Annotated in this window: 24 protein-coding genes and 1 tRNA gene; 17 read left to right on the plus strand and 8 right to left on the minus strand. The window is 72.3% G+C overall.

Annotated features, from left to right (window positions below; all coding sequences use genetic code 11):
* Nucleotides 1-21: 21 nt before the first annotated feature.
* From galU to IE153_RS25950, 7 genes are all read left to right on the plus strand, one after another.
* Nucleotides 22-921, plus strand: a complete 900-nt coding sequence (gene galU / locus IE153_RS25920) for a UTP--glucose-1-phosphate uridylyltransferase GalU (protein ID WP_189592225.1) — start codon at nucleotides 22-24, stop codon at nucleotides 919-921.
* A gap of 4 nt (nucleotides 922-925) precedes the next feature.
* The gene (gene glp / locus IE153_RS25925) at nucleotides 926-2266 is read left to right on the plus strand and encodes a molybdotransferase-like divisome protein Glp (protein WP_189592226.1); all 1341 of its coding nucleotides are present in this window, start codon (nucleotides 926-928) and stop codon (nucleotides 2264-2266) included.
* An 82-nt stretch (nucleotides 2267-2348) separates the two neighbouring features.
* Nucleotides 2349-2858 (plus strand): cyclic pyranopterin monophosphate synthase MoaC, encoded by a 510-nt coding sequence (moaC, locus tag IE153_RS25930; protein ID WP_189592227.1) that lies wholly within the window; start codon nucleotides 2349-2351, stop codon nucleotides 2856-2858.
* On the plus strand, nucleotides 2855-3355 hold the full coding sequence (locus tag IE153_RS25935) for a MogA/MoaB family molybdenum cofactor biosynthesis protein (RefSeq protein WP_189592228.1): 501 nt from the start codon (nucleotides 2855-2857) through the stop codon (nucleotides 3353-3355). Before moaC ends, IE153_RS25935 begins: the two co-directional genes overlap by 4 nt.
* Nucleotides 3352-3999, plus strand: coding sequence for a GNAT family N-acetyltransferase (locus IE153_RS25940; protein WP_031108727.1), 648 nt, complete (start codon nucleotides 3352-3354; stop codon nucleotides 3997-3999). Before IE153_RS25935 ends, IE153_RS25940 begins: the two co-directional genes overlap by 4 nt.
* A 171-nt stretch (nucleotides 4000-4170) precedes the next feature.
* Nucleotides 4171-5388 carry a divisome protein SepX/GlpR gene (gene sepX, locus IE153_RS25945; RefSeq protein ID WP_189592229.1) on the plus strand — a complete coding sequence of 406 codons (1218 nt, stop codon included), beginning with the start codon at nucleotides 4171-4173 and terminating at the stop codon, nucleotides 5386-5388.
* 83 nt (nucleotides 5389-5471) lie between these two features.
* Nucleotides 5472-5545: transfer RNA gene (locus tag IE153_RS25950), tRNA-Ala, on the plus strand.
* A gap of 131 nt (nucleotides 5546-5676) precedes the next feature.
* Here the strand turns inward: IE153_RS25950 and IE153_RS25955 are convergent.
* On the minus strand, nucleotides 5677-6165 hold the full coding sequence (locus IE153_RS25955) for a GNAT family N-acetyltransferase (RefSeq protein ID WP_189592230.1): 489 nt from the start codon (nucleotides 6163-6165) through the stop codon (nucleotides 5677-5679).
* Nucleotides 6166-6225: 60 nt separating this feature from the next.
* Between IE153_RS25955 and IE153_RS25960 the strand changes: the two genes are divergently transcribed.
* Nucleotides 6226-7029: an exodeoxyribonuclease III gene (locus tag IE153_RS25960; protein ID WP_189592231.1), complete on the plus strand. Its 804-nt coding sequence runs from the start codon at nucleotides 6226-6228 to the stop codon at nucleotides 7027-7029.
* A gap of 12 nt (nucleotides 7030-7041) precedes the next feature.
* Here IE153_RS25960 and IE153_RS25965 read toward each other — a convergent pair whose 3' ends face one another.
* Nucleotides 7042-7659 (minus strand): MerR family transcriptional regulator, encoded by a 618-nt coding sequence (locus tag IE153_RS25965; protein ID WP_189592369.1) that lies wholly within the window; start codon nucleotides 7657-7659, stop codon nucleotides 7042-7044.
* Nucleotides 7660-7814: 155 nt separating this feature from the next.
* Here IE153_RS25965 and IE153_RS25970 point away from each other — a divergent pair, with 155 nt between their 5' ends.
* From IE153_RS25970 to IE153_RS25985, 4 genes are all read left to right on the plus strand, one after another.
* Nucleotides 7815-9338, plus strand: coding sequence for a flavin-containing monooxygenase (locus tag IE153_RS25970; RefSeq protein WP_189592232.1), 1524 nt, complete (start codon nucleotides 7815-7817; stop codon nucleotides 9336-9338).
* Entirely contained in the window at nucleotides 9335-10258 is a 924-nt protein-coding gene (locus tag IE153_RS25975; protein WP_189592233.1) for an alpha/beta fold hydrolase, read from the plus strand. The genes IE153_RS25970 and IE153_RS25975 overlap by 4 nt, the downstream gene beginning before the upstream one ends.
* A complete protein-coding gene (locus IE153_RS25980; protein ID WP_189592234.1) occupies nucleotides 10255-11139 on the plus strand; it encodes an SDR family oxidoreductase in 885 nt (294 codons plus the stop codon). The genes IE153_RS25975 and IE153_RS25980 overlap by 4 nt, the downstream gene beginning before the upstream one ends.
* Before the next feature lie 76 nt (nucleotides 11140-11215).
* Entirely contained in the window at nucleotides 11216-11440 is a 225-nt protein-coding gene (locus tag IE153_RS25985) for a hypothetical protein (RefSeq protein ID WP_030844982.1), read from the plus strand.
* Between the two features lie 68 nt (nucleotides 11441-11508).
* Here the strand turns inward: IE153_RS25985 and IE153_RS25990 are convergent, their stop codons facing one another.
* Nucleotides 11509-14823 carry a S41 family peptidase gene (locus tag IE153_RS25990; RefSeq protein WP_189592235.1) on the minus strand — a complete coding sequence of 1105 codons (3315 nt, stop codon included), beginning with the start codon at nucleotides 14821-14823 and terminating at the stop codon, nucleotides 11509-11511.
* 154 nt (nucleotides 14824-14977) lie between these two features.
* On the opposite strand from IE153_RS25990, the gene IE153_RS25995 reads away from it, so the two are divergent.
* From IE153_RS25995 to IE153_RS26015, 5 genes are all read left to right on the plus strand, one after another.
* On the plus strand, nucleotides 14978-15583 hold the full coding sequence (locus IE153_RS25995; protein WP_097217125.1) for a TetR/AcrR family transcriptional regulator: 606 nt from the start codon (nucleotides 14978-14980) through the stop codon (nucleotides 15581-15583).
* 94 nt (nucleotides 15584-15677) lie between these two features.
* Nucleotides 15678-17888 (plus strand): MMPL family transporter, encoded by a 2211-nt coding sequence (locus IE153_RS26000; protein WP_189592236.1) that lies wholly within the window; start codon nucleotides 15678-15680, stop codon nucleotides 17886-17888.
* A 125-nt stretch (nucleotides 17889-18013) separates the two neighbouring features.
* The gene (locus tag IE153_RS26005; protein WP_189592237.1) at nucleotides 18014-18529 is read left to right on the plus strand and encodes a YbaK/EbsC family protein; all 516 of its coding nucleotides are present in this window, start codon (nucleotides 18014-18016) and stop codon (nucleotides 18527-18529) included.
* A complete protein-coding gene (locus IE153_RS26010; protein WP_189592238.1) occupies nucleotides 18526-19371 on the plus strand; it encodes an EamA family transporter in 846 nt (281 codons plus the stop codon). Before IE153_RS26005 ends, IE153_RS26010 begins: the two co-directional genes overlap by 4 nt.
* Before the next feature lie 72 nt (nucleotides 19372-19443).
* Nucleotides 19444-19719: a DUF1876 domain-containing protein gene (locus tag IE153_RS26015; RefSeq protein ID WP_189592239.1), complete on the plus strand. Its 276-nt coding sequence runs from the start codon at nucleotides 19444-19446 to the stop codon at nucleotides 19717-19719.
* A 31-nt stretch (nucleotides 19720-19750) separates the two neighbouring features.
* Here the strand turns inward: IE153_RS26015 and IE153_RS26020 are convergent, their stop codons facing one another.
* The 5 genes from IE153_RS26020 to cbiQ form a co-directional block, all read right to left on the minus strand.
* Nucleotides 19751-20914, minus strand: a complete 1164-nt coding sequence (locus tag IE153_RS26020) for a serine hydrolase domain-containing protein (protein WP_189592240.1) — start codon at nucleotides 20912-20914, stop codon at nucleotides 19751-19753.
* A gap of 43 nt (nucleotides 20915-20957) precedes the next feature.
* Nucleotides 20958-21404 carry an organic hydroperoxide resistance protein gene (locus IE153_RS26025; RefSeq protein ID WP_189592241.1) on the minus strand — a complete coding sequence of 149 codons (447 nt, stop codon included), beginning with the start codon at nucleotides 21402-21404 and terminating at the stop codon, nucleotides 20958-20960.
* A 104-nt stretch (nucleotides 21405-21508) separates the two neighbouring features.
* Nucleotides 21509-21970 carry a MarR family winged helix-turn-helix transcriptional regulator gene (locus IE153_RS26030; protein ID WP_189592242.1) on the minus strand — a complete coding sequence of 154 codons (462 nt, stop codon included), beginning with the start codon at nucleotides 21968-21970 and terminating at the stop codon, nucleotides 21509-21511.
* A 10-nt stretch (nucleotides 21971-21980) separates the two neighbouring features.
* Nucleotides 21981-22748, minus strand: coding sequence for an energy-coupling factor ABC transporter ATP-binding protein (locus IE153_RS26035; protein WP_189592243.1), 768 nt, complete (start codon nucleotides 22746-22748; stop codon nucleotides 21981-21983).
* Nucleotides 22736-23497 (minus strand): cobalt ECF transporter T component CbiQ, encoded by a 762-nt coding sequence (gene cbiQ / locus IE153_RS26040; protein ID WP_189592244.1) that lies wholly within the window; start codon nucleotides 23495-23497, stop codon nucleotides 22736-22738. The genes IE153_RS26035 and cbiQ overlap by 13 nt, the downstream gene beginning before the upstream one ends.
* Nucleotide 23498: the final 1 nt, after the last annotated feature.

Below are 23498 nucleotides of genomic sequence, written 5' to 3' on the forward strand. Positions count from 1 at the left end.
GCACCGGATAGGGTGGCGGACATGACTCAGCACCCTCGGATCAGCAAGGCTGTCATTCCCGCAGCAGGCCTCGGCACCCGGTTCCTGCCGGCCACCAAAGCCACTCCCAAGGAGATGCTGCCGGTCGTGGACAAGCCCGCGATCCAGTACGTGGTCGAGGAGGCGGTCGCCGCGGGTCTCGACGACGTCCTCATGGTGACGGGCCGCAACAAGCGCCCCCTCGAGGACCACTTCGACCGCAACTACGAGCTGGAGTCGGCCCTGCAGAAGAAGGGCGACGCCGGCCGCCTCGCCAAGGTGCAGGAGTCCAGCGACCTCGCGACCATGCACTACGTCCGCCAGGGCGACCCCAAGGGCCTCGGCCACGCCGTCCTGTGCGCCGCCCCGCACGTGGGCGAGGAGCCCTTCGCGGTCCTCCTCGGCGACGACCTCATCGACCCCCGCGACCCGTTGCTGCAGCGCATGGTCGAGGTCCGGGAGCAGCGCGGCGGCAGCGTCATCGCGCTCATGGAGGTCGCCCCCGAGCAGATCCACCTCTACGGCTGCGCGGCCGTGGAGACCACCGAGGACAGCGACGTCGTCCAGGTCAGCGGCCTCGTCGAGAAGCCCGACCCGGCCGACGCGCCCTCCAACTACGCCATCATCGGCCGCTACGTCCTCGACCCGCACATCTTCGACATACTCCGCCGGACCGAGCCCGGCCGCGGCGGCGAGATCCAGCTCACCGACGCCCTCCAGCAGCTCGCCGAGGACGAGAAGATCGGCGGCCCCGTGCACGGCGTCGTCTTCAAGGGCCGCCGCTATGACACCGGCGACCGCGGGGACTACCTGCGTGCCATTGTCCGACTCGCATGCGAACGTGAAGACCTGGGCCCGGACTTCCGGACCTGGCTTCGCAGTTACGTAGCCGAGGAGATGTAGCACGTTGAGCAGCGCCGCGCCCCACGTCACCGGCCAGGACCACTTCGGCCCCGACCACCTCTGGTCGGTGGACGAGCACCTGGAGGACATCCTCGCCACCGTCCGGCCCCTGGAACCCATCGAGCTGCACCTGCTCGACGCCCAGGGCTGCGTCCTCGTCGAGGACATCACGGTGCCGGTGTCCCTGCCGCCCTTCGACAACAGCTCGATGGACGGGTACGCGGTACGGGTCGCGGACGTCGCGGGCGCGAGCGAGGAGTTCCCGGCGGCCCTCGAGGTCGTCGGGGACGTCGCCGCCGGCCAGGCCGAACTGCTCCACGTGGGCCCCGGCCAGGCCGCCCGCATCATGACCGGCGCCCCCCTGCCTCCCGGCGCCGAGACGGTCGTTCCCGTCGAGTGGACCGACGGCGGGCTCGGCGAGGGCCCGGTGCGCGGCATGCTCGCCCGCAGCCTCGGCCCCGAGGGCGCCACCGGGCACGTGCAGGTGTACCGCCCCGCAGAGGCACGCGCGCACGTGCGCGCCAAGGGCAGCGACGTGCGGGCCGGCGACCGCGCCCTGGAGGCCGGCACCGTCCTCGGCCCGCCCCAGATCTCCCTGCTCGCCGCGATCGGCCGCGGCACCGTCCGGGTACGCCCGCGCCCGCGCGTGGTGGTGCTCTCCACCGGCAGCGAACTCGTCCAGCCCGACACGGAACTGGGCACCGGTCAGATCTACGACTCCAACAGCTTCGCCCTCACCGCCGCAGCCCGTGACGCCGGCGCCATCGCCTACCGCGTGGGCGCCGTCGCCGACGACGCCGAGACCCTGCGCTCCACCATCGAGGACCAGCTGGTCCGCGCCGACCTGGTGGTGACCACCGGAGGCGTGAGTGTCGGCGCGTACGACGTGGTCAAGGAGGCGCTGTCGCACGTCGGCGACGAGGACGAGCCCGGCAGCGGCATCGACTTCCGCAAGCTCGCCATGCAGCCCGGCAAGCCCCAGGGCTTCGGCTCCATCGGCCCCGACCACACCCCGCTGCTGGCCCTGCCCGGCAACCCGGTGTCGTCGTACGTCTCCTTCGAGCTGTTCGTCCGCCCCGCGATCCGCACCCTCATGGGCCTTCAGGACGTCCACCGCCCCACGACCCGGGCGACGCTGACCGCCGACAAGGCGCTGACCTCCCCGAAGGGCCGCCGCCAGTTCCTGCGCGGCACCTACGCCGACGGCAAGGTCACACCGGTCGGCGGCGCTGGATCCCACCTGGTCGCCGCCCTCGCCCACGCCGACGCCCTGATCGCCGTCCCCGAGGACACCGTCTCCGTCGAGCCCGGCACCGAGGTCGAGGTGGTCCTGCTCGGCCGATAGCCGCTGGTTGGGGGTACCGTGTCGCGCACAACAGGCCCGTGCGCCGCACCGCGACGGGCCCGGACCGGGAGCGCCACACAGCATGAGCACGCAGGACCCACCCCCGCCGGACGACCGTACGCCGGACCGGCTGACGCACATCGACGAGGCGGGCGCCGCCCGTATGGTCGACGTGTCGGAGAAGGACGTGACCGCGCGCACCGCACGCGCCAGCGGACGTGTCCTCGTCTCGCCCCGCGTGATCGAGCTGCTGCGCGGCGAGGGTGTCCCCAAGGGCGACGCCCTCGCGACCGCGCGGATCGCGGGGATCATGGGCGCCAAACGAACCCCCGATCTGATCCCGCTCTGTCACCCGTTGTCGGTGTCCGGTGTGAAACTGGACCTGTCGGTCGCGGACGACGCCGTGGAGATCCTGGCCACCGTGAAGACGACGGACCGTACGGGTGTCGAGATGGAGGCCCTCACCGCGGTCTCCGTCGCCGCGCTCACCGTGATCGACATGGTCAAGGCGGTCGACAAGGGAGCGGTCATCACGGACGTACGGGTGGAGGAGAAGACGGGCGGCAAGTCGGGCGACTGGAGCCGGGCATGACCTACCGCGCTCTCGTCGTCACGGCCTCGAACCGGGCCGCCGCCGGGATCTACGAGGACAAGGGCGGCCCGATGGTCTCCCACGGGCTGAAGGGCTTCGGCTTCGAGGTCGAGGGCCCCCAGGTCGTCCCCGACGGCGACCCCGTGGAGGCGGCCCTGCGCGCCGGTGTCGACGCCGGCTACGACGTCATCGTCACCACCGGCGGCACCGGCATCTCGCCCACCGACCGCACCCCCGAGGCGACCCGCCGCGTGATCGACCAGGAGGTGCCGGGCATCGCCGAGGCCATCCGGGCGTTCGGCCGGGACAAGGTGCCGACCGCGGCGCTCTCCCGGGGTTTGGCCGGAGTGGCCGGGGAGACGCTGATCGTCAATCTGCCCGGCTCCAGCGGCGGAGTGAAGGACGGCCTCGCCGTCCTGGAACCGCTGCTGATCCACGCCGTGGAACAGCTCCGGGGCGGCGACCACCCCAGACCCGGCAGCGGGGGTGCGAGCTGAACAGCCCCTCCTGGCCCGTGGAGCTGGTGGACGGCGACATCGTCCTTCGGCCGATAAAGCTGCGCGACCAGCGGGCATGGCGCGAGGTCAACCGGCGCAACCGCGACTGGCTGCGCCCCTGGGAGGCGACGATCCCGCCGCCCACGCCCGGCGGGCCGATGACGCACCGCCCGACCTTCCGCCAGATGGTCCGCCACCTGAGGTCGGAGGCGAACGCGGGCCGGATGCTGCCCTTCGTCATCGAGTACCAGGGGCGGCTGGTCGGGCAGTTGACGGTCGCCGGCATCACCTGGGGCTCGATGTGCTCGGGTCACGTCGGTTACTGGGTCGATGAGTCGGTGGCGGGACGCGGCGTCATGCCGACGGCGGTGGCTCTGGTCACGGACCACTGTTTCCGCACCGTCGGACTGCACCGCATCGAGGTCTGCATTCGCCCGGAGAACGGGCCCAGCCGCCGGGTCGTGGAAAAACTCGGATTCCGCGAGGAGGGGCTGCGGCCGCGTTATCTCCACATCGACGGGGCCTGGCGCGACCATCTCGTCTTCGCCCTCACGGCGGAAGAGGTCCCGGACGGGCTGCTCAGGCGCTGGCACCGGGCACGATCGCAGAGTAATCCGGGAATGCGGCACCACCCCGGAAATTGAATAAGTGTTCGAAATTGATCGGCCGGTGACCGTCTCAGGGCAATGAATTCCCGGCCTGGGTGGTCTGCTGATCGCATCGGTCACAAGAAAAGTTCGAAATATCAGCCAGATCGTGCGACACACCGGCTCAATTGGCAGATGGCCTCACGCAAACCCCTCTACGGTGTGAGCGTGAGCAGCAGCGGCCTCATCTACGCAGTCATTGTCGGGGCCTGGGCCGCCTACTTGGTGCCGATGTGGCTCCGTAGGCAGGACGAGCTGAACGAGGCCCGTCCGACGGAACGCTTCAGCACCGCCATCCGGCTGCTGTCCGGACGGGCGGGAATGGAGCGCCGGTACGCCAAGGACCTGCGGGCGCGCTCCACCGACGAGGGGGAGCAGGGCGCCGACGACCTGGACGCCGTCACCGACTCGGTGGACGTCCGGGCCTTCGCCGTGTCCAAGACCCGTCGGCAGACCCAGGTGCCCGTCCCGTCGCCCACCCCCGAGCCCCAGGCCCGGCCCGCGGCCCCCGAACCCCCCGCCCGGCAGTCGCCCGCGCCGAACGCGGCCGCTTCCGGCCGCCCCCGGGAACGGGTGCCGGCCGCCCGGCGCAACGCCTCGGCGCAGGCGAACGAGGCGGCCGCAGCACGAGCCCGGCGCTCGAAGGTGCTCGCGCGCCGCCGGCGCACCACCACCATGCTGTTCCTCGCCTTCACCGTCGGCGCGATCGTCGCAGCGGTCGGTGGGCTCGCGTTCCTGTGGGCCCCCGGCGTGCCCGCGGTCATGCTCAGCGTCTACATCGCGTACCTGCGCTCCCAGGAGCGCCGCCGCTTCACCTACCAGATGGACCGCCGCATGGCCGAGGCCGCGGCCCAGCGCCTGCGGGAGCGGCAGCGTCAGCCCCGCCGGCGCGCCCTGGCCGCCGACGAGAACGACGAACCGGAGGAGGGACCCGAGCCGGTGACCGACCCCGGCCTGTCGGCCCTCGCGGCGGACCGGCGCGCCCTCGTCGAGCAGACCGACCACGCGGAGTGGGTCGACCAGCAGCGCGAGCGGCAGCGGCGCCCCGGGCAGGGCGGCGACAGCTGGGAGCCGGTTCCGGTGCCCCTGCCGACCTACGTGACGGCCCCGGTCGCCCCGCGGGCCACCAGCGATGTGGACCTCGGCGCCCCCGACACCTGGAGCTCCGCCCGGTCGAGCACGGTCGCCCCGAACGCGGAGAACGAGCCCGCCGCCGTGGATCACCACCCGGGCGAGCCGGACCCCTCCACCCCGGACACGGACGACGGCGACGGACGCACCGACGCGCGCCGGGCGGCCTCCGCCCGACGGGCCCGCGAGCGCGGCCGCACCCCGCTTTTCGACCAGTACGAGGACGGGGAGCGCCCCCGGGCCGCCAACGAGTAGTCCCACGAAGCCGCAGGTGACCGCCCCTCGGGAACGGATTTCCAAGCAGGCCGATCGGGGTGCTAAAGTTTCACTCGTTGCAAGGGCCTGTGGCGCAGTCCGGTAGCGCACCTCGTTCGCATCGAGGGGGCCAGGGGTTCAAATCCCCTCAGGTCCACGCAGCTCAGAGCCCGGTCGGGAAACCGACCGGGCTCTGACGTATGTTCAGGGCCCGATCGGCGAGCGAGCAGCGGTGGCGGCCCGCGCCGGGTGACACGGGCCACAGTCGGGACGGTCGCTGAGCCCCCGTCAGCCGGCGGGCCGCAGGTCCTTGGCGAAGCAGCGGCTCTCGTCGTGGAAGCGGTAGTAGCCGAACTTGGCGCACGGCTCGTAGCCGCTGGACGTGTACAGGGCGATGGCCTCCGGCTGCTTGGTGCCGGTCTCCAGGACCATGCGGACGCGGCCCGCCGTGCGGGCGTCCTCCTCCAGGGCGGCCAGGATGCGGCGGGCGAGGCCCCGGCCGCGCATGCCGTCGGCCACATACATGCGCTTGAGCTCGGCGTCGCCGTCGGCGTTGCCCTCGTCGTTGGCGTCCTGGGCACGCCAGCCACCCGACGCCACGGGCGTGCCGTCCTCGTCGTACGCGATCAGGTAGGTGCCGTTCGGCGGGTCGAAGTCGGCGGCGGCCATGGGCGTGGCGTCGCCGTCGTCGCCGTAGCGGACGGCGTACTCGGCCTGGACCTGGTCGTTCAGCTTCGAGGCGTCGGGGTGGTCGAAGGAGACCCGGCGTATGTGCATGGCCGCTACCGTATTCGATCCGGAACTGGACCTCGTCCAGTGTGCCGGTATCGTGCCGGGGTGCTCACTGTGACCTCTGTGAATGTGAACGGGCTCCGTGCCGCCGCGAAGAAGGGCTTCGTGGAGTGGCTCGCGGAGACGGAAGCCGATGTGCTGTGCCTCCAGGAGGTGCGGGCCGAGCCGGAGCAGCTGCCGGAGCACGTCCGTGCGCCCGAGGGATGGCACGTGGTGCACGCGCCGGCCGCCGCCAAGGGGCGGGCCGGGGTGTCCCTGTACAGCCGCCGCGAGCCCGACCGGGTGCGGATCGGCTTCGGGTCCGCCGAGTTCGACGGCAGCGGGCGGTATGTGGAGGCGGATCTGCCGGGGGTCACCGTCGCTTCCCTCTACCTGCCCTCCGGCGAGGTCGGCACCGAGCGGCAGGACGAGAAGGAACGCTTCATGGGCGAGTTCCTCGCCCACCTCAAGGGGCTGCGGGAGCGTGCCGCCGCCGAAGGGCGCGAGGTCCTCGTCTGCGGCGACTGGAACATCGCCCACCAGCAGGCCGACCTGAAGAACTGGCGCGGGAACCAGAAGAGCTCCGGGTTCCTGCCGGAGGAGCGGGAGTGGCTGACCCGGGTCTTCGACCCGGCCGACGGCGGATACGTCGACGTCGTCCGGGCGCTCCACCCGGACACCGAGGGGCCCTACTCCTGGTGGTCGTATCGGGGGCGCGCCTTCGATAACGACACAGGGTGGAGGATCGACTACCACGGCGCCACGCCGGGGCTCGCCGAGCGCGCGGTGAAGGGGTTCGTGGAGCGGGCCGCCACGCATGCCGAGCGGTGGTCCGACCATGCGCCCGTGACCGTCGTCTACGACCGCTAGGACCGCCGCCCGCTAGGGCCTGCGCATCCTCCGGTCCAACGCCAGCGACAGTTCCGCCTCCACCACGCTGCGGGCCAGGGGGCGCAGGCGGGAGAGGTCCTCGGGGCCGGCGTGGTCGAGGACCAGGTCGGTGAAGAGTTCGGCCAGGGCGTCGGCGTGGGTGCGGACCTGTTTGGCCGCGGCGAGGACCGCGGCGAGGGGGATGCCTTCGTGGACCAGGGCCGAGGAGACGTCGAGGAGGCGGCGGCTGACGTGGACGATCTCCTGGCCGTCGGTGCCGAGGTAGCCGAGGTCCATCGCGGCGGCGAGGTTCTCCGGGGTGGCCTCACCCGCGAAGTGGTCGGCCAGTTCCTCGGGGGTGAGGTGGACCGGCTCCTCCTCGGTGGGGCCGCCGACGCCGAGCAGGTCGCCGACGTCGCGGCCGTGGTCGAAGGCCTCCGCCAGTTCCGCGATGCCGCTGAGGGTGTGGCCGCGTTCCAGCAGGGCCGTGATCGTGCGCAGGCGGGCCAGGTGGTGGTCGTCGTACCAGGCGATGCGGCCCTCGCGGCGGGGTGGCGGGATCAGTTTGCGTTCGCGGTAGAAGCGCAGGGTGCGCACCGTGATCCCGGCGAGGCGGGCCAGCTCTTCCATGCGGTATTCACGCTTCTCGGCCACCTGGGCACCTTAAGGCGTACCAGGGGTAACTTTCCTGGCCCCGCCCCCTACCCATCGGTACGCCGCTGCCCTACGCTCCCATTGCGCCAGTGTTCACTGGCACGGTTCTCGTGGTGTGTGGAGGTGTCGGCATGGGCGAGCGCGAACACGAACATGTGCGGGTCGCGGTGATCGGGTCCGGGTTCGGCGGGCTGGGGGCCGCCGTGCGGCTGCGCCGTGAGGGTGTCACCGACTTCGTCGTCCTGGAGCGGGCGAGCAGTGTCGGCGGCACCTGGCGGGACAACAGCTACCCGGGGTGTGCCTGTGACGTGCCGTCCCATCTGTACTCGTTCTCCTTCGCGCCCAACCCCGACTGGCCGCGCACCTTCTCGGGGCAGGAGCACATCCGCGCCTATCTGGAGCACGTGACGGACGTGTTCCGGCTGCGGCCGCACATCCGCTTCGACTCGGAGGTGAAGCGGATGGCCTGGGACGGCGAGCGGCTGTGCTGGGACATCGAGACCAGCAGCGGGAGTCTTTCGGCGGACTTCGTCGTGTCGGCCACCGGGCCGCTGTCCGATCCGAAGGTGCCGGACATCCCCGGCCTGGAGTCCTTCCCGGGCAAGGTGTTCCACTCCGCCCGCTGGGACCACGACGCCGACCTGCGCGGCAAGCGCGTCGCCATGGTGGGTACCGGCGCCTCGGCCATCCAGATCGTGCCGTCCATCCAGCCCGACGTCTCCCGGCTCACCCTCTTCCAGCGCACCGCGCCGTGGGTGATGCCGCGCATCGACCGGGCCATCAGCGGCGCCGAGCGGTGGGTCCACCGGCAGCTGCCCTTCACCTCGCAGGTCCGGCGCGGACTGCTGTGGGGCATCCGGGAGGTGCAGGTCCAGGCGTTCACCAAGCGCCCGAACGAGCTCGGTTTCGTCGAGCAGCTGGCCCGGCGCAACATGGCCCGCTCCATCAAGGATCCGGCCCTGCGGGCGAAGCTCACCCCGGACTACCGCATCGGCTGCAAGCGGATCCTGCTGTCCAGCGCGTACTACCCGGCGATCGCACAGCCCAACGTGGACGTCGTCGCCAGCGGCCTCGCCGAGGTGCGCGGCTCGACCCTGGTCGCCGCCGACGGCAGCGAGGCCGAGGTGGACGCGATCGTCTTCGGCACCGGGTTCCACGTCACCGACATGCCCATCGCCGACCGGGTGGTGGGCGCCGACGGGCGGACCCTCGCCGAGACCTGGAAGGGCGGCATGGAGGCCCTGCGCGGCGCCTCGGCGGCCGGCTTCCCCAACTGGATGACGGTCATCGGGCCCAACACCGGCCTCGGGAACTCCTCGATGATCCTCATGATCGAGTCCCAGCTGAACTACCTCGCCGACTACGTCCGTCAGCTCGACGTCCTCGGCGGCCGGGTCGCCCTCGACGCCCGCCCGGACGCCGTGCGCGCCTGGAACCACCGGGTGCAGGAGCGCATGAAGCGCACCGTGTGGAACACCGGTGGCTGCACCAGCTGGTACCTCGACGCGAGCGGCCGCAACACCACCATCTGGCCCGGTACGACCGCCGAGTTCCGGCGGGCGACGCGGCGGGTGGACCTCGCGGAGTACGACGTCCTGCGGGCTCCCGCGGCGAAGAAGGCCACCGCCGCGGAGAAGGCGGGGGTGGACGCGTGAGCCGCCTGACGCACGTCGACTCCGGGCCCTACGCCCCGCCCTCCCCGGCGCGTGAACTGACCGCCGTGTCCGCCGACGGCGCCCGGCTGCACGTGGAGGTGCACGGGTCCGAGGGCGCGCCCGCCGTCGTCCTCGCCCACGGCTGGACCTGCTCCACCGCCTTCTGGGCGGCGCAGATCCGCGATCTGGCGGCCGACCACCGGGTCATCGCCTACGACCAGCGCGGCCACGGGCGCAGCCCCGCGAGCGCCACGTGCAGCTCCGACGCGCTCGCCGACGATCTGGAAGCCGTCCTCGAAGCCACCCTCGCGCCCGGCGAACAGGCCGTGATCGCCGGGCACTCCATGGGCGGGATGACCGTGATGGCGGCCTCCGGCAGAGCCGCCTTCCGGGCGCACGCGGCCGCCGTCCTGCTGTGCAGCACGGGCAGTTCGCAGCTGGTCGCCGCCTCCACCGTCGTGCCCATGCGGGCCGGACGGGTACGGACCTGGCTGACCCGGCGGATCCTCGGCTCCCGCGCCCCGCTCGGGCCGGTCACGCCGCTGGCCCGCCGGATCCTCAAGTACGGCACGATGGGCCCCGGTTCGGCCCCGCACATGATCGAGGCCTGCGCCCGGATCGTGCACGCCTGCCCCCGCAAGGTCCGCCACTCCTGGTCACAGGTGCTGGATCTGCTCGACCTCGACCACGGCGTGCGGGAACTGGACGTGCCCACGGCCGTGATCGTCGGCACGGCGGACCGGCTGACCCCGCCGGCGCAGTCCCGGGCCCTGGCCGCGGCGCTGCCGCGGTGCACCGGGATCGTCGAACTGCCGGGCATCGGCCACATGACGCCCATCGAGACGCCCGAACTGGTCACCGGCACCATCCGGGACCTCGTCCACGCACACATCCAGGTCGTATCCGAGGAGAGCGCATGAGCAGGGTGAGCCTCGAAGGCAAGGTCGCCGTGGTGACCGGGGCGGCGCGTGGCGTCGGGGAGTTGCTGGCCCGCAAGCTCTCCGCGCGGGGCGTGAAGGTGGCGCTGGTCGGGCTGGAGCCGGACGCGCTCAAGCAGGTCTCCGCGCGGCTGCACAGCGAGAGCGACCACTGGCACGCCGACGTCACCGACCACGAGGCGATGGTCCGCGTCGCGGGCGAGGTCAAGGAGCGCTTCGGCCGGGTCGACATCGTCGTCGCCAACGCCGGTGTCGCCACCGGCGGTCCGTTCGCCGACTCCGACCCGGAGTCCTGGCGGCGGGTGATCGAGGTCAACCTGATCGGCTCGGCGGTGACCGGCCGCGCCTTCCTGCCGCTGCTGACGGAGAGCCGGGGCTATCTGCTGCAGATCGCCTCCCTCGCCGCGATCACCCCGGCGCCGATGATGACCGCGTACTGCGCGTCCAAGTCGGGCGTGGAGGCGTACGCGCACAGCCTTCGGGCCGAGGTCGGGCACCGGGGCGTGAAGGTGGGCGTCGGGTACCTGTCGTGGACCGACACCGACATGGTGCGCGGGGCCGATCAGGACGATGTCATGCGGGAGTTGAGGCAGCGACTGCCCTGGCCGTCCAACAAGACGTATCCGCTGGGGCCGGCCGTGGACCGGCTGGTGGAGGGGATCGAGCGCCGGTCGAGCCATGTGTACGGGCAGTGGTGGCTGCGCGGCATGCAGGGGGTGCGCGGCTACCTGCCCGGGGTCATCGGGACGGTCGGCCAGCGCGAGATGCGGCGGTTCGCGGACCGGCTGACGGGCATGCGCACGGGCCTGGTCGGGGCCGGTGGAGCGGCCGACGAGCAGCAGCGGACTACGCTGCGTAAGTGATCGACATGCGCAGCGTCACGGCCCGTGTGAATCTGATCGAGCCAGATCCCCTCACCCCCAACGGGAGTGAACCCACATGGGTATGAAGGACCAGTTCCAGGAGAAGTCCGAGCAGTGGCAGAACCAGGCTCGCCAGAAGGCGGACCAGGCTCGCGAGCAGGTGCAGGGCCGCGGTCGTCGGCGCGACGAGGACATGGACCCCTCGCAGCCGCAGCGCGACCGTGAGCGCTCCGAGCCGCAGCGCGACCGTGAGCGTGAGCGTGACCAGGAGGACCGCTTCGACCAGGACTACGACGCCTGACGTTGCGTGTCTGAGGAAAGGGGCTCCCCTGAGCGGGGTGCCCCTTTCCCCTTGCGCCGGCCGGGCGTTCACGTCCTGGGCGGCAGCTTCGGGCGGGAGCGGTCCGGTACGTCGCTGTAGGTCGGCGGTGTAGCGGGCGGGTTGGTCTCCAGCAGCCCGAGCGCCAGCTCCACCGCGTCGGTCAGCTGGGCGTGCCGCCCCTCGGCCCAGTCCAGCGGGGTGCGCAGGACGTCGATGTCGGGGGCGACGCCCTTGTTCTCCACCGACCAGCCGTACGCGTCGAACCAGGCCGCGTTCATCGGCACCGTGATCACCGTGCCGTCGCCCAGTTCGTGGCGGCCGGTCATGCCGACCACGCCGCCCCAGGTGCGCTGTCCCACGACCGGGCCGAGCTTCAGCAGCTTGAACGCGGCGGTGATCATGTCGCCGTCGGAGGAGGTCGCCTCGTCCGCCAGGGCCACCACCGGGCCGCGCGGCGCGTTCGAGGTGTAGGACACCGGCTGGGCGTCGCGGGTCAGGTCCCAGCCCAGGATCGTCCGGCTCAGCGTCTCGATGACCAGCTCGCTGATGTGGCCGCCCGCGTTGCCGCGCACGTCCACGATCAGTGCCGGCCGGGACACCTCCATGCGCAGGTCGCGGTTGAACTGAGCCCAGCCCGAACCGCCCATGTCCGGGATGTGCAGGTAGCCGCAGCGCCCGCCGCTCAACTCGCGCACCACGGCACGGCGTTTGGCCACCCAGTCCTGGTAGCGCAGTGGCCGCTCGTCGACGAGCGGGACGACGGCGATCCGCCGGGGCGGGCCCCCGCCCTCCACCGGACCCTCTGCGGAACCCTCGGCCGAGCTCGCCGCCGAGCCCTCCACCAGGCCCTCTGCCGAGTTCTGCGCCGAGCCTTCCGCCGGGTCGAAGGTCAGCTCCACCGTCGTACCGCCCGCGCCGGCCAGCAGCGGATACGGGCCCGCGTCCGGGTCCACCGGGCGGCCGTCGACATGGGTGAGGGCCGCCCCCTCCCGGATGCCCGTACCGGCCAGCGGGGAGCGGGCCTTGGAGTCGGAGGAGTCGCCGAGCAGGATCCGCTTGACCGCCCAGCCGCCGTCCCTGCGTACGAAGTTGGCGCCCAGCAGGCCCTGCCGGCGCTGGTAGTGCGGCGGGCCCTCGTTGCGCCGGGCGGCCGTGACGTACGCGTGGGACGTGCCCAGCTCGCCGAGGACCTCGCGGAGCAGGTCGGCGAACTCGTCGGGGGAGGCGACCCGTTCGACCAGCGGGCGGTACTGGGCGAGCACGCCGTCCCAGTCGATGCCGCACATGCCTGGCTCCCAGAAGTAGGCCCGGATCAGCCGCCCGGCCTCCTCGTACGACTGGCGCCACTCCGCCGCCGGGTCGACGGTGTGCAGGATGCGGCGCGCGTCGATCCACACGGTGGAGTCGCTGTCGCCCGGCTCGTTGGCCGGCGCCGCGCGCAGTTCGCCCTCGTCGACGATGACCAGCCGGCTGCCGTCGCCGCTGACCGCGAACCAGTCGAGGTGCTGGGCGAGTTCGGACTTCCTGGCCTTGGTGATGCCGAAGTGCTCCAGGGTGGGGCGGCCGCTGGTGTCGTCCGGGTTGGCGAAGGTCTCGCCGAGGGCGCCCGAGATCGGCCAGCGCAGCCACACCAGCCCGCCGCCGGCGACCGGGTGCAGGGCCGAGTACTTGGAGGCGGCCACCGGGAACGGCGTGACGCGGCTCTCCAGCCCCTCGACCTCGACGGTCACGGCCCCGTTGTCCCCGTTGTCGCCGTCCTCGACCGGGTCCAGGCCCCCGGCTGCCGGGCGGCCCTCGGGGTTCACCGCGAACGGGGAGGGCGTCGCGGAGGACAGCGGTACGAGGTACGGGCGGCAGCCCAGCGGGAAGGACAGGTCGCCGGTGTGCACGTCGTAGACGGGGTCGAAGCCGCGCCAGGACAGGAAGGCGAGGTAGCGGCCGTCGCGGGTGAAGACCGGGTTCTCGTCCTCGAAGCGGCCGTTGGTCACGTCGACGACGACCCGGTCGGCGAGCCGGGCCATCTTGATCTGCCGCAGGCTCCGCCCGATGCCCGGGTGCGACCAGGTGAGCCACGCCCCGTCCGGGGAGAAGGCGAGGTCGCGCACGGGCCCGTTGATCGACCGGATCAGTTCGGTGACCTCGCCGCCGGAGTCCTCGGTGACATCGACGAGGAGGAGCCGGCCGTCGTGCGAGGCGACCGCCAGCCGCTCCCCGTCGGGGTCCGAGACGAGCTCGCGCACCCGGCCCAGCTCACCCGCGGCCAGCCGCCGGGGCGCACGGGCGCCGCTCGCCCTGGGCAGGGAGGCGATCTCGACGGCGTCCTCGCCCTCGGCGTCCGTCACGTACGCCACCCGCCCGCTCCCGCCGAGCATCTCCGGCATTCGGACCCGGACTCCCGGGGTGTCGGTGAGGGTGCGGGCCGGGCCGTCGCGGTGGGTCAGCCAGTACAGGCTGCCGCGCACGACGACGGCGCTGGCCCGCCCGGTCTCGTCGACCGAGAGCCCGTCGACGTGCCGGGACGCGGCCACCTGGTAGGGGCGCCGCCCCGCCCGCGGCCCGCTCAGCCGTACGTCCAGCCGGCGCGGCACGGAGTCCGGGGACAGGTCGTCGACGATCCACAGGTCGCCCGCGCACTGGTAGACGACCCGGGTGCCGTCGCTCGCGGCGTGCCGGGCGTAGAAGGCGTCGTGGTCGGTGTGCCGGCGCAGGCCGGAGCCGTCGGGGGCGCAGGAGTAGAGGTTGGCGACGCCCTCGTGGTCGGAGAGGAACGCGATCCGGCCGCCGACGAACATGGGGGAGTGCAGATGGCCGCCGAGGCCCTCCAGCAGCCGTTCGCCGTGCAGCCAGAGCCTGCCCGTGGCGCCGCCGCGGTAGCGCTTCCATGAGGCCGGTTCGTGCGGCGGGGTGCCGGTGAGGAGGAGGGATCTGCGCTCCCCGTCCACGTCGGCGACCTGGATGTCGGAGACCGGCCCCCAGGGCAGTTTGCGGCCCGGGTCGCCGGCCGGGGCGACCTTGTAGGCCCAGGTGAAGTAGGAGAACGGCTCGCCGTGCGAGGCCACGGCCAGGATCTCGCCGTCCGGGGTCCAGCCGCAGACCCGGGTGTCGGCGCTGCCCCAGTGGCTCACCTGACGGCCCGGGCCGCCGTCCACCGGGACGACGTGGACCTCGGGCACCAGGCTGCGCCAGCTCGTGTACGCGAGGTGGCGGCCGTCGGGCGAGAAGCGCGGGTGGCCCAGTTTGGTGCGGTCGACGGTGAGCCGCCAGGCGCGGCCGGGGGCGTCCAGCGGGGCGAGCCAGAGGTCGTCCTCGGCCACGAAGCACAGCAGGTCGTCATGGAGGTGAGGCAGGCGCAGATAGGTCACGTCCTCATGCTTTGCCGGGGGACGGACCTGGGCAAGTCAAGGCAAATCCATGGCCGTGACGCAACACACGTACGAAACGGTTTCGTTTCTATGAGAGGTGCGCTACATTCGTGACGTACGAAACCGTGTCGTTCGGAGCAGGAAGGTGAGAGAGATGGCTGAGGTCGCCGCCGCGCGTCGCAGTCGGATCACCCCCGAGCGTGAGGCCGAGCTCTACGCGGCCGTGCTCGACCTGCTCCGGGAAGTCGGCTACGACGCCCTCACCATGGACGCCGTGGCAGCCCGCACCCGCTCCAGCAAGGCCACGCTCTACCGCCAGTGGGGCGGCAAGGCCCAGCTGGTCGTCAAGGCACTGCGCCACAACAAGCCGGTCAAGAACTTCGACGAGATCGACACCGGCTCGCTGCGCGGCGACTTCCACGCCCTCATGGCGCGTGCGGACGACGCCGAGATGGAGCAGAACGGCGCGCTGATGCGCGGCCTGGCCACGGCGATGCACGCGAATCCGGATCTCCACAGCGAGTTCCGGAGCCAGATCATCGAGCCGGAGATCGCGGACTCGCGCCGCGTGCTCCAGCGCGCCGTCGACCGGGGCGAGGTCCGTGCGGACTGCCCCGCGCTCGAGTTCGTGGTGCACATGATGCTCGGCGCGTTCGTCACCTGCGCGGTTCTCGACGACCGGCCGCCGACGGCGGCCTTCCTCACCTCGTACATCGACGCCGTGGTCCTCCCCGCCCTCGGCGTACCCACCACCGACTAGTCCCCTCAGCTAGCCCCTACCTGACGTATCCGCTCACGTCGTCGGGCTGATCACCCCTGCCCTGAACACCCCACGACTGACCGGGAGGGCCCTCGTGGCCACATTCCTCTACAAACTCGGCCGGCTCTCGTTCCGGCGGCGGCACTTCGTCGCCCTGATATGGGTGGCCCTGCTGACCCTCGCCGGTGTCGGCGCCGCCGGCGCCCCCGCCGCGGGCAACAGCTCGTTCTCCATCCCCGGCACCGAGGCCCAGAAGGCCTTCGACCTGCTGGAGCAGCGCTTCCCGGGCACCAGCGCCGACGGGGCCACCGCACGTGTCGTCTTCAAGGCGCCGAGCGGCGAGAAGATGACCGACCCCGGCAACAAGGCGACGGTGAAGGACACGGTGAAGGAGCTGTCCGACGGCTCCGAGGTCGTCCGCGTCACCGACCCGTACCAGGCGAAGGCCGTCAGCAAGGACGGCACGATCGCGTACGCGCAGGTGTCGTACAAGGTCTCCGGCATGGAGCTGGACGACACCGCGAAGGACGCCCTCAAGGACAGCGCGCAGGACGCGCGGAAGGCCGGGCTGACCGTCGAGATCGGCGGCGACGCCCTCCAGGCCGTGCCGCACACCGGCTCCAGCGAGGTCATCGGCATCGCGGTCGCCGCGGTCGTCCTGGTCATCACCTTCGGCTCGCTGGTCGCGGCCGGTCTGCCGCTGCTGACGGCGCTCATCGGCGTGGGCATCGGCGTCTCCGCGATCACGGGCCTGGCCAGTGCGCTGGACCTGGGCACGACCACCTCCACCCTCGCGATGATGATCGGCCTGGCCGTCGGCATCGACTACGCGCTGTTCATCGTCTCCCGCTACCGCGCCGAACTGGCCGAGGGCCGCGAGCGCGAGGAAGCGGCGGGCCGGGCCGTCGGCACGGCGGGCTCCGCGGTGGTCTTCGCGGGTCTGACCGTGGTGATCGCCCTGGTGGGCCTGTCCGTCGTCAACATCCCGATGCTGACGAAGATGGGCATCGCGGCGGCGGGCACGGTGGCCATCGCGGTGCTGATCGCCCTGACGATGATCCCGGCCCTGCTCGGATACGCGGGCCGCAAGGTGAAGCCGATGGGGGAGAAGGGCAAGCTCCTCGGCCGGGCGAAGAAGGAGCAGGACAGGCCGGCCAAGCCGAACCTGGGCACCCGCTGGGCGAGTTTCGTCGTCCGCCGCCCGCTCGCGGTCCTGCTGCTCGGCGTCATCGGCCTCGGCGCTGCGGCCGTCCCGGCGACCTCCCTCGAACTGGGCCTGCCCGACGACGGCTCCCAGCCCACCTCCACCACCCAGCGCCGCGCCTACGACCTGCTGTCCGAGGGCTTCGGGCCGGGCTTCAACGGCCCGCTGATGGTCGTCGTCGACGCGAAGAACAGCGACGACCCGAAGGCGGTCTTCACCGAGACCGGCGACGAGATCAAGGGCCTGAAGGACGTCGTCACCGTCACACCGGCGCAGCCCAACAAGGCCGGCGACACCGCCACCATCACCGTCGTCCCCGGCTCCAAGCCGTCCTCCGTCACGACGGAGAACCTGGTGCACGGCATCCGGGAGGCGGGCGCGGACATCAAGGCCGACACGGACGCGGGCGTCCTGGTCACCGGCAGCACGGCGATGAACATCGACGTCAGCGAGAAGCTCAACGACGCGCTCGTGCCGTATCTGGTGCTGGTCGTCGGCCTGGCCTTCCTGCTGCTGATCGTGGTCTTCCGCTCGATCCTGGTCCCGCTGAAGGCGGCCCTCGGCTTCCTGCTGTCGGTGATGGCGGCCCTCGGCGCGGTCGTCGCGGTCTTCCAGTGGGGCTGGCTGTCCGGCCTGATGGGCGTGGAGCAGACCGGGCCGGTCATGTCGATGATGCCGATCTTCATGGTCGGCGTGGTCTTCGGCCTGGCGATGGACTACGAGGTGTTCCTCGTGACCCGGATGCGGGAGGCCTACGTCCACGGTGAGAAGCCCGCGCAGGCCGTGGTCACCGGGTTCCGGCACGGCGCGCGGGTCGTCACGGCCGCCGCGGTCATCATGATGGCCGTCTTCGCCGGCTTCATCGGCTCGTCCGAGTCGATGGTCAAGATGATCGGCTTCGGCCTCGCGATCGCGGTCTTCTTCGACGCGTTCATCGTCCGGATGGCCATCGTCCCGGCCGTCCTGGCCCTCCTCGGCCGCAAGGCGTGGTGGCTCCCGAAGTGGCTCGACCGCGCGCTGCCCAACGTCGACGTGGAGGGCGAGGGCCTGCGCACCCGCACCGACCGCGGCGACGAGGACAGGGAGCTGGTCCGCGCCTGACGGGCCGCTGCGAGAACCGGCCGGTGAGGGCTCCGTGGGGACGGGGACCCTCACCGGCCTTCCCGTCGCCCGGCCCGGCCGGAACCCACTCGCCTGGCTGATACACGCACCGTTACGGTGCCTTCATGACGACGACAGCCGCCACTGACGCCGAGGGCTCCGGAGCCCACCCCCGATTCGCCGAGGCCCTGCGGGGGCTCGGGCTCGGACACCTCGTACCGCAGGTCCGCCGCTTTCCCGACGCCACCCGTACCGCCACCGAGGCCGCTGCCGCCGTCGGCTGCGAGCTGAGCCAGATCTGCAAGTCGCTGATCTTCGCGGCGGACGGCGTTCCGGTGCTCGTGCTCATGGACGGGGCCTCCCGGGTCGACCTGGAGCTCGTCCGCAAGGAGCTGGGCGCCGACAAGGTCACCCGGGCCAAGGTGGACGTCGTCCGGGAGACCACCGGGTACGCCATCGGCGGCGTGCCCCCCTTCGGGCACAAGACCAGGACCCGCGTGCTCGCCGACCGCTCCCTGCTGGAGCACGACGTCGTCTGGGCCGCGGCCGGGACGCCGTACGCCGTGTTCCCCATCGCCCCCGGGGACCTCGTCGCCCACGCCGACGGCACCCTGGTGGACGTGCGCGAGCGCACCTCGTGACCCCTCTGGTCACCGCCGCCGTCCTGCTCGCCGCCGTCACCCACGCCAGCTGGAACGCCATCGCCCACAAGATCACCGACAAGCTGGCCGGGTTCGCGCTGATCTCGGGCGGCGGCGTCCTGATCGGGCTGGCCCTCGCGCCCTTCGTGCCGTTTCCGGCGGCCGCGGCATGGCCGTATCTGCTCGCCTCCGCAGCCGTCCACGTCGCCTACTACGCCCTGCTGATGAAGTCCTTCCGGCTGGGCGACTTCGGGCAGGCCTATCCCATCGCCCGGGGCACCGCGCCCCTCGTCGTGACCGTGCTGGCCGCCCTCTTCGCGCACGAGGTGCCCGACGGGTGGGCCGCAGCCGGGATCGCCCTGTCGTGCGCGGGGCTGACCGGCGTCGCCCTGTGGGGACTGCGCGGGCGGCGGCCCGACTGGGCGGCGATCGGCGCGGCCCTGGCGACCGGGCTGACCATAGCGGTGTACACCGTCGTCGACGGGCTCGGCGTGCGGGCCTCCGGGTCCTCCCTCGGCTACATCGCCTGGCTGATGGCGGTCCAGGGGGTCGTCATCCCGGCGTACGCCGCGTGGCACTGGCGCGGGAGGACCGTCGCCCTGCTGCGGCCGTTCGCCGGGGTCGGACTGATCGGCGCCGTGCTGTCCGTCGCCGCCTACGCCCTCGTCCTGTGGGCGCAGACCAAGGCCGAACTCGCCCCCATCGCGGCCCTGCGCGAGTCGTCGATCATCGTCGGCGCGGCGATCGGGGCCGTGTTCTTCAAGGAACGGTTCGGGGCGCCGAGGATCGCGGCGGCCGGGCTGCTGGTCGTCGGGATCGGGCTGATGCTGCACACCGGATAGCTCGCCGTCAGGCGGGTGCGTCCGGCCCGTGCGAGGAGCACCCTGGAACTAAGCGTTCCGGAGGTGATCGTCATGATGCACACCACCGTGGGGTGGCACGTCGAGATGGAGTTCACGGAGGACGACCAGCACACGAAGGCGGCCGCGATGGTCCGCCTCCCCGACGGCAGCGAGGTACGGGCGCACGGGCACGCCAGCCGGCATCAGACCGACGCGAATCAGCCGCGGGTCGGGGAGGAGATCGCCGGGGCCCGGGCACTCAACGAACTCGCCATGGCGTTGCTGACCAAGGCCCACGAGGAGATCGACCAGGCGTCCGGCCGGACCTCCCACCCCATCCACGTCTAGCGGCCCACAGGGGCGGAGTCACAGCGACCCTCTACAGCCCCAGCACTCCCCGCACCGCCCGCACCAGCCCCTGCGCCCGCGGGTCCGCCGTCACCGTCTTGCGGAAGCCGTTGGTGACGTAGCCGAAGGCGATCCCCGTCTCCGGGTCGGCGAAGCCGAGGGCGCCGCCGCGGCCCGGGTGGCCGAAGGAGCCCGGGGTGAGGAACGGTGAGGCGCTGCCGTGCAGCATGTAGCCGAGGCCGAAGCGGGTGCCGACCACCAGGATCCGGTCGGGGCCCGCCGACTCCTCGGCCCGGGCCAGTTCCACCGTCTCCGGCGTGAAGAGGCGCGTCGCGCCGGCCGTGTCGCCGATCAGGGTCGCGTAGAAGCGGGCCAGTCCGTCCGCCGTCGCGATGGCGTTGGTCGCCGGGAGGGCGGACGCGCGGTAGGCGGGGTCGTTCTGGTCCGGGAACGGGGAGATCGCGGCGAAAGCCCGGCGCGTCAGGGAGGCCGGGTCCTCGTAGGCCTCGGTGACCGAGCGCTTCGGGCGGGCCCGCAGACCCCCGGTCGGCTCGGCCCCTTCGACGCGGCCCACGCGCCCGACCCGGCCGGCCTCCGACTCCGGCAGACCGAGCCACAGGTCCAGCCCCAGCGGGCCGGTGACCTGCGACGCGAGCCACTCCCCGGTGCTCTGTCCGGTGACGCGCCGCACCAGTTCGTCGAGCAGCCAGCCGTAGGTGAGCGCGTGGTAGCCGTGGTCGGTGCCGGGCTCCCAGGCCGGGGCCTGCGCCGCGACCGCCGCCGGTCCCCGCAGCGGGTCGAGGGCCTCCTGCGGGGTGAGGGGCCGGTCGAGGACCGGCAGCCCGGCCCGGTGGTTCAGCACGTGCCGGACCAGCACCCGCTCCTTGCCCTGCGCCTTGAACTCCGGCCAGTAGTGCCCCACCGGCGCGTCCAGGTCCACCTGCCCGCGCTGGTGCAGCAGCAGGAGTACGGCCGCCGCGACACCCTTCGTCGCCGAGCGCACGACCTGGGCGGTGCCGCGCTCCCAGGGAGCCGTGCCGTCGACGTCCCTGGTGCCGCCCCACAGGTCGACGACCTTCTGCCCGTCCCGGTAGACGGCGACCGCCGCGCCCCGGTCCCCGAGCGTCTCGAAGTTCCGTACGAACGCTTCCCTGACCGGCTCGAAGCCCTCGGCGACCGCGCCGTTCACGTCCACGTCCGTACTCCTCGTATAGCCGCTGTGCTCGTGGTGCTCCCCCCTAGCCAAGCAGGATGGTCACGTCGATGTTCCCGCGGGTCGCGTTCGAGTACGGGCAGATCTCGTGGGCCGCGTCCACCAGCCTGGTCGCGAGGTCGGGGTCGACGACCGGCAGGGAGACGGTGAGGGCGACCGCGAGTCCGTAGCCGCGCTGCCGGTTGGGGCCGATGCCGACCTTCGCGGCGACCGTGGAGCCGGCCAGGTCGTAGCCCTCGCGGTTGCCCACGAGGATCAGGGCGTTGTGGAAGCAGGCGCTGTAGCCGGCGGCGAAGAGCTGTTCCGGGTTGGTGCCGTCGCCGTCGCCGCCGAGCTGCGGGGGCATCGCGACCTTGAGGTCGAGCTGACCGTCCTGGCTGGTGACGTAACCCTCGCGACCGCCGTGGGCGGTGGCCTCCGCCACGTACATGATCTTCGTCGGGCGGCTGTCGACGGCGGGGCCGTCAGTCATGCTGTCCTCCCCCGGGAACCAGGTGTGCACAAACACATCGTGCACAAGGTACTGGCCAGTAACTCATGGGTGGTGACCAGGGGGTGGGCAACCGGGGGTAACCCTCAGCGGGCCCGGTCCGCCGCCGACTCCGCCCGCTCGGCCAGCCGCCACAGCTCCGCCCGCAGCCGCCCGGCCTCGGTCCCGTCGAAGCCGGTCGCCGTGAGCAGCGCGCCGGGCACCCGCCCCGCGCGCTCCCGGAGGTCCTCCCCGCGCCCCGTCACGGCCACGAGCACCGACCGCTCGTCCCGCGCCGACCGCTCACGCCGGACCAGACCGGCCGCCTCCAGCCGCTTCAGCAGCGGCGAGACCGTGCCGTAGTCGAGACGCAGGGCCGCGGCCAGCTCCTTGACCGTGGTCTCGCCGCGCTCCCAGAGGACCAGCAGGACCAGGTACTGGGGGTAGGTGAGGCCCAGCTCGTCGAGGAGCGGACGGTACGCCGCCGTCACCGCGCGCTGGGCGGCGTACAGCGCGAAGCACAGCTGCTCGTCCAGCAGCGGCGATCCGTCGCTCTCCTCGTTCGTCACGCGCCCATTGTCACGGACGGGCCGCGGCCGCCGGGACGGAACGCGGATCGAAACCGAACGGCAGCTCCAGGCGATGGGCCCGCATCAGCTCCTCGTCGGAGAGCAGCTCGCCGGTCGGCCCGTCGGCCGCGATCACCCCGTCGCTGAGGATCAGGGAACGCGGGCACAGCTCCAGCGCGTAGGGCAGGTCGTGCGTGACCATCAGCACGGTCACGTCCAGGGACCGCAGGATGTCCGCCAGTTCGCGGCGGGAGGCGGGGTCGAGGTTGGAGGAGGGCTCGTCCAGGACGAGGATCTCCGGCTCCATCGCCAGCACCGTCGCGACGGCCACCCGGCGGCGCTGCCCGAAGGACAGGTGGTGCGGCGGGCGGTCCTTGAACTCCGCCATGCCGACCCGCTCCAGCGCCCGGTCCACGCGCTCCTCCAGCTCGGGCCCCTTCAGCCCGGCCGCCGCGGGCCCGAACGCCACGTCCTCCCGGACCGTCGGCATGAACAGCTGGTCGTCCGGGTCCTGGAACACGATGCCGACCCGGCGCCGGACCTCGGCCATGTTCCGCTTGTCCACGGGCAGCCCGGCGACCTTCACCGTGCCGGCGCCGCCGGTCAGGATGCCGTTGAGGTGCAGCACGAGGGTCGTCTTGCCGGCGCCGTTCGGCCCGAGCAGCGCGACCCGCTCACCGCGCGCTACCGAGAAGTCGACGCCGAAGAGGGCCTGGTGTCCGTCGGGGTAGGCGAAGGCGAGGCCGGAGACCTCCAGAGAAGCAGTCACAGGGACCATCCCAGCAGACAGACGAGCAGAGCGGCGCAGGGGAGGGCGAGGGCGTACGACCACTGCGCCCGGGACGCGGTCACCTCGTCGATGACCGGCATGGAACCGGCGTACCCGCGGCTGACCATGGCCAGGTGCACGCGCTCGCCGCGCTCGTAGGAGCGGATGAACAGCGCGCCGGCCGACTTGGCGAGCACGCCCCAGTGCCTGACGCCCTTCGCCTCGAAGCCGCGCGACTCCCGCGCGATCCGCATGCGCCGCATCTCGTCCGTGATGACGTCGCCGTAGCGGATCATGAAGGACGCGATCTGCACGAGGAGCGGCGGGAGCTTGAGGCGCTGGAGGCCGAGGAGCAGTTCGCGCAGCTCGGTCGTGGCGGCCAGCAGCACCGAGGCCGCGACGCCGAGCGTGCCCTTGGCGAGCACGTTCCAGGCACCCCACAGGCCGTTCACGCTGAGCGACAGGCCGAGGACGTCGACCCGCTCGCCCTCCGCCACGAACGGCATGAGCACCGCGAACGCGACGAACGGCACCTCGATCAGCAGCCGCCGGAGCAGGAAGGCGGCGGGCACGCGCGCGACGCAGGCGACGGCCCCGAGCAGCACGGCGTACAGCCCGAACGCCCACATCGCCTCGCGCGGCGTCGACACCACGACCACCACGAAGGCGAACACGGCCGCGAGCTTGGTGTGCGGCGGCAGGCCGTGCACGGGCGAGTGCCCGTGCCGGTACAGCTTGTGCGCGTGCCCGGCCCCCATG

Source organism: Streptomyces massasporeus (assembly GCF_014648995.1).
Taxonomy (GTDB): Bacteria; Actinomycetota; Actinomycetes; order Streptomycetales; family Streptomycetaceae; genus Streptomyces; species Streptomyces massasporeus.

Coding starts and splice junctions, on each gene's coding strand:
- IE153_RS25955 (WP_189592230.1), bottom strand. CDS start 6,165: ATGCACATACGCCGGGTCTCCTTCGACCACCCCGACGCCTCGAAGCTG.
- IE153_RS25980 (WP_189592234.1), top strand. CDS start 10,255: ATGAGCAGGGTGAGCCTCGAAGGCAAGGTCGCCGTGGTGACCGGGGCG.
- IE153_RS26015 (WP_189592239.1), top strand. CDS start 19,444: ATGATGCACACCACCGTGGGGTGGCACGTCGAGATGGAGTTCACGGAG.
- cbiQ (WP_189592244.1), bottom strand. CDS start 23,497: ATGGGGGCCGGGCACGCGCACAAGCTGTACCGGCACGGGCACTCGCCC.
- IE153_RS25965 (WP_189592369.1), bottom strand. CDS start 7,659: ATGGAAGAGCTGGCCCGCCTCGCCGGGATCACGGTGCGCACCCTGCGC.
- IE153_RS25985 (WP_030844982.1), top strand. CDS start 11,216: ATGGGTATGAAGGACCAGTTCCAGGAGAAGTCCGAGCAGTGGCAGAAC.
- IE153_RS26035 (WP_189592243.1), bottom strand. CDS start 22,748: ATGGTCCCTGTGACTGCTTCTCTGGAGGTCTCCGGCCTCGCCTTCGCC.
- IE153_RS26025 (WP_189592241.1), bottom strand. CDS start 21,404: ATGACTGACGGCCCCGCCGTCGACAGCCGCCCGACGAAGATCATGTAC.
- IE153_RS25995 (WP_097217125.1), top strand. CDS start 14,978: ATGGCTGAGGTCGCCGCCGCGCGTCGCAGTCGGATCACCCCCGAGCGT.
- IE153_RS26005 (WP_189592237.1), top strand. CDS start 18,014: ATGACGACGACAGCCGCCACTGACGCCGAGGGCTCCGGAGCCCACCCC.
- IE153_RS25935 (WP_189592228.1), top strand. CDS start 2,855: ATGACCTACCGCGCTCTCGTCGTCACGGCCTCGAACCGGGCCGCCGCC.
- moaC (WP_189592227.1), top strand. CDS start 2,349: ATGAGCACGCAGGACCCACCCCCGCCGGACGACCGTACGCCGGACCGG.
- IE153_RS25970 (WP_189592232.1), top strand. CDS start 7,815: ATGGGCGAGCGCGAACACGAACATGTGCGGGTCGCGGTGATCGGGTCC.
- galU (WP_189592225.1), top strand. CDS start 22: ATGACTCAGCACCCTCGGATCAGCAAGGCTGTCATTCCCGCAGCAGGC.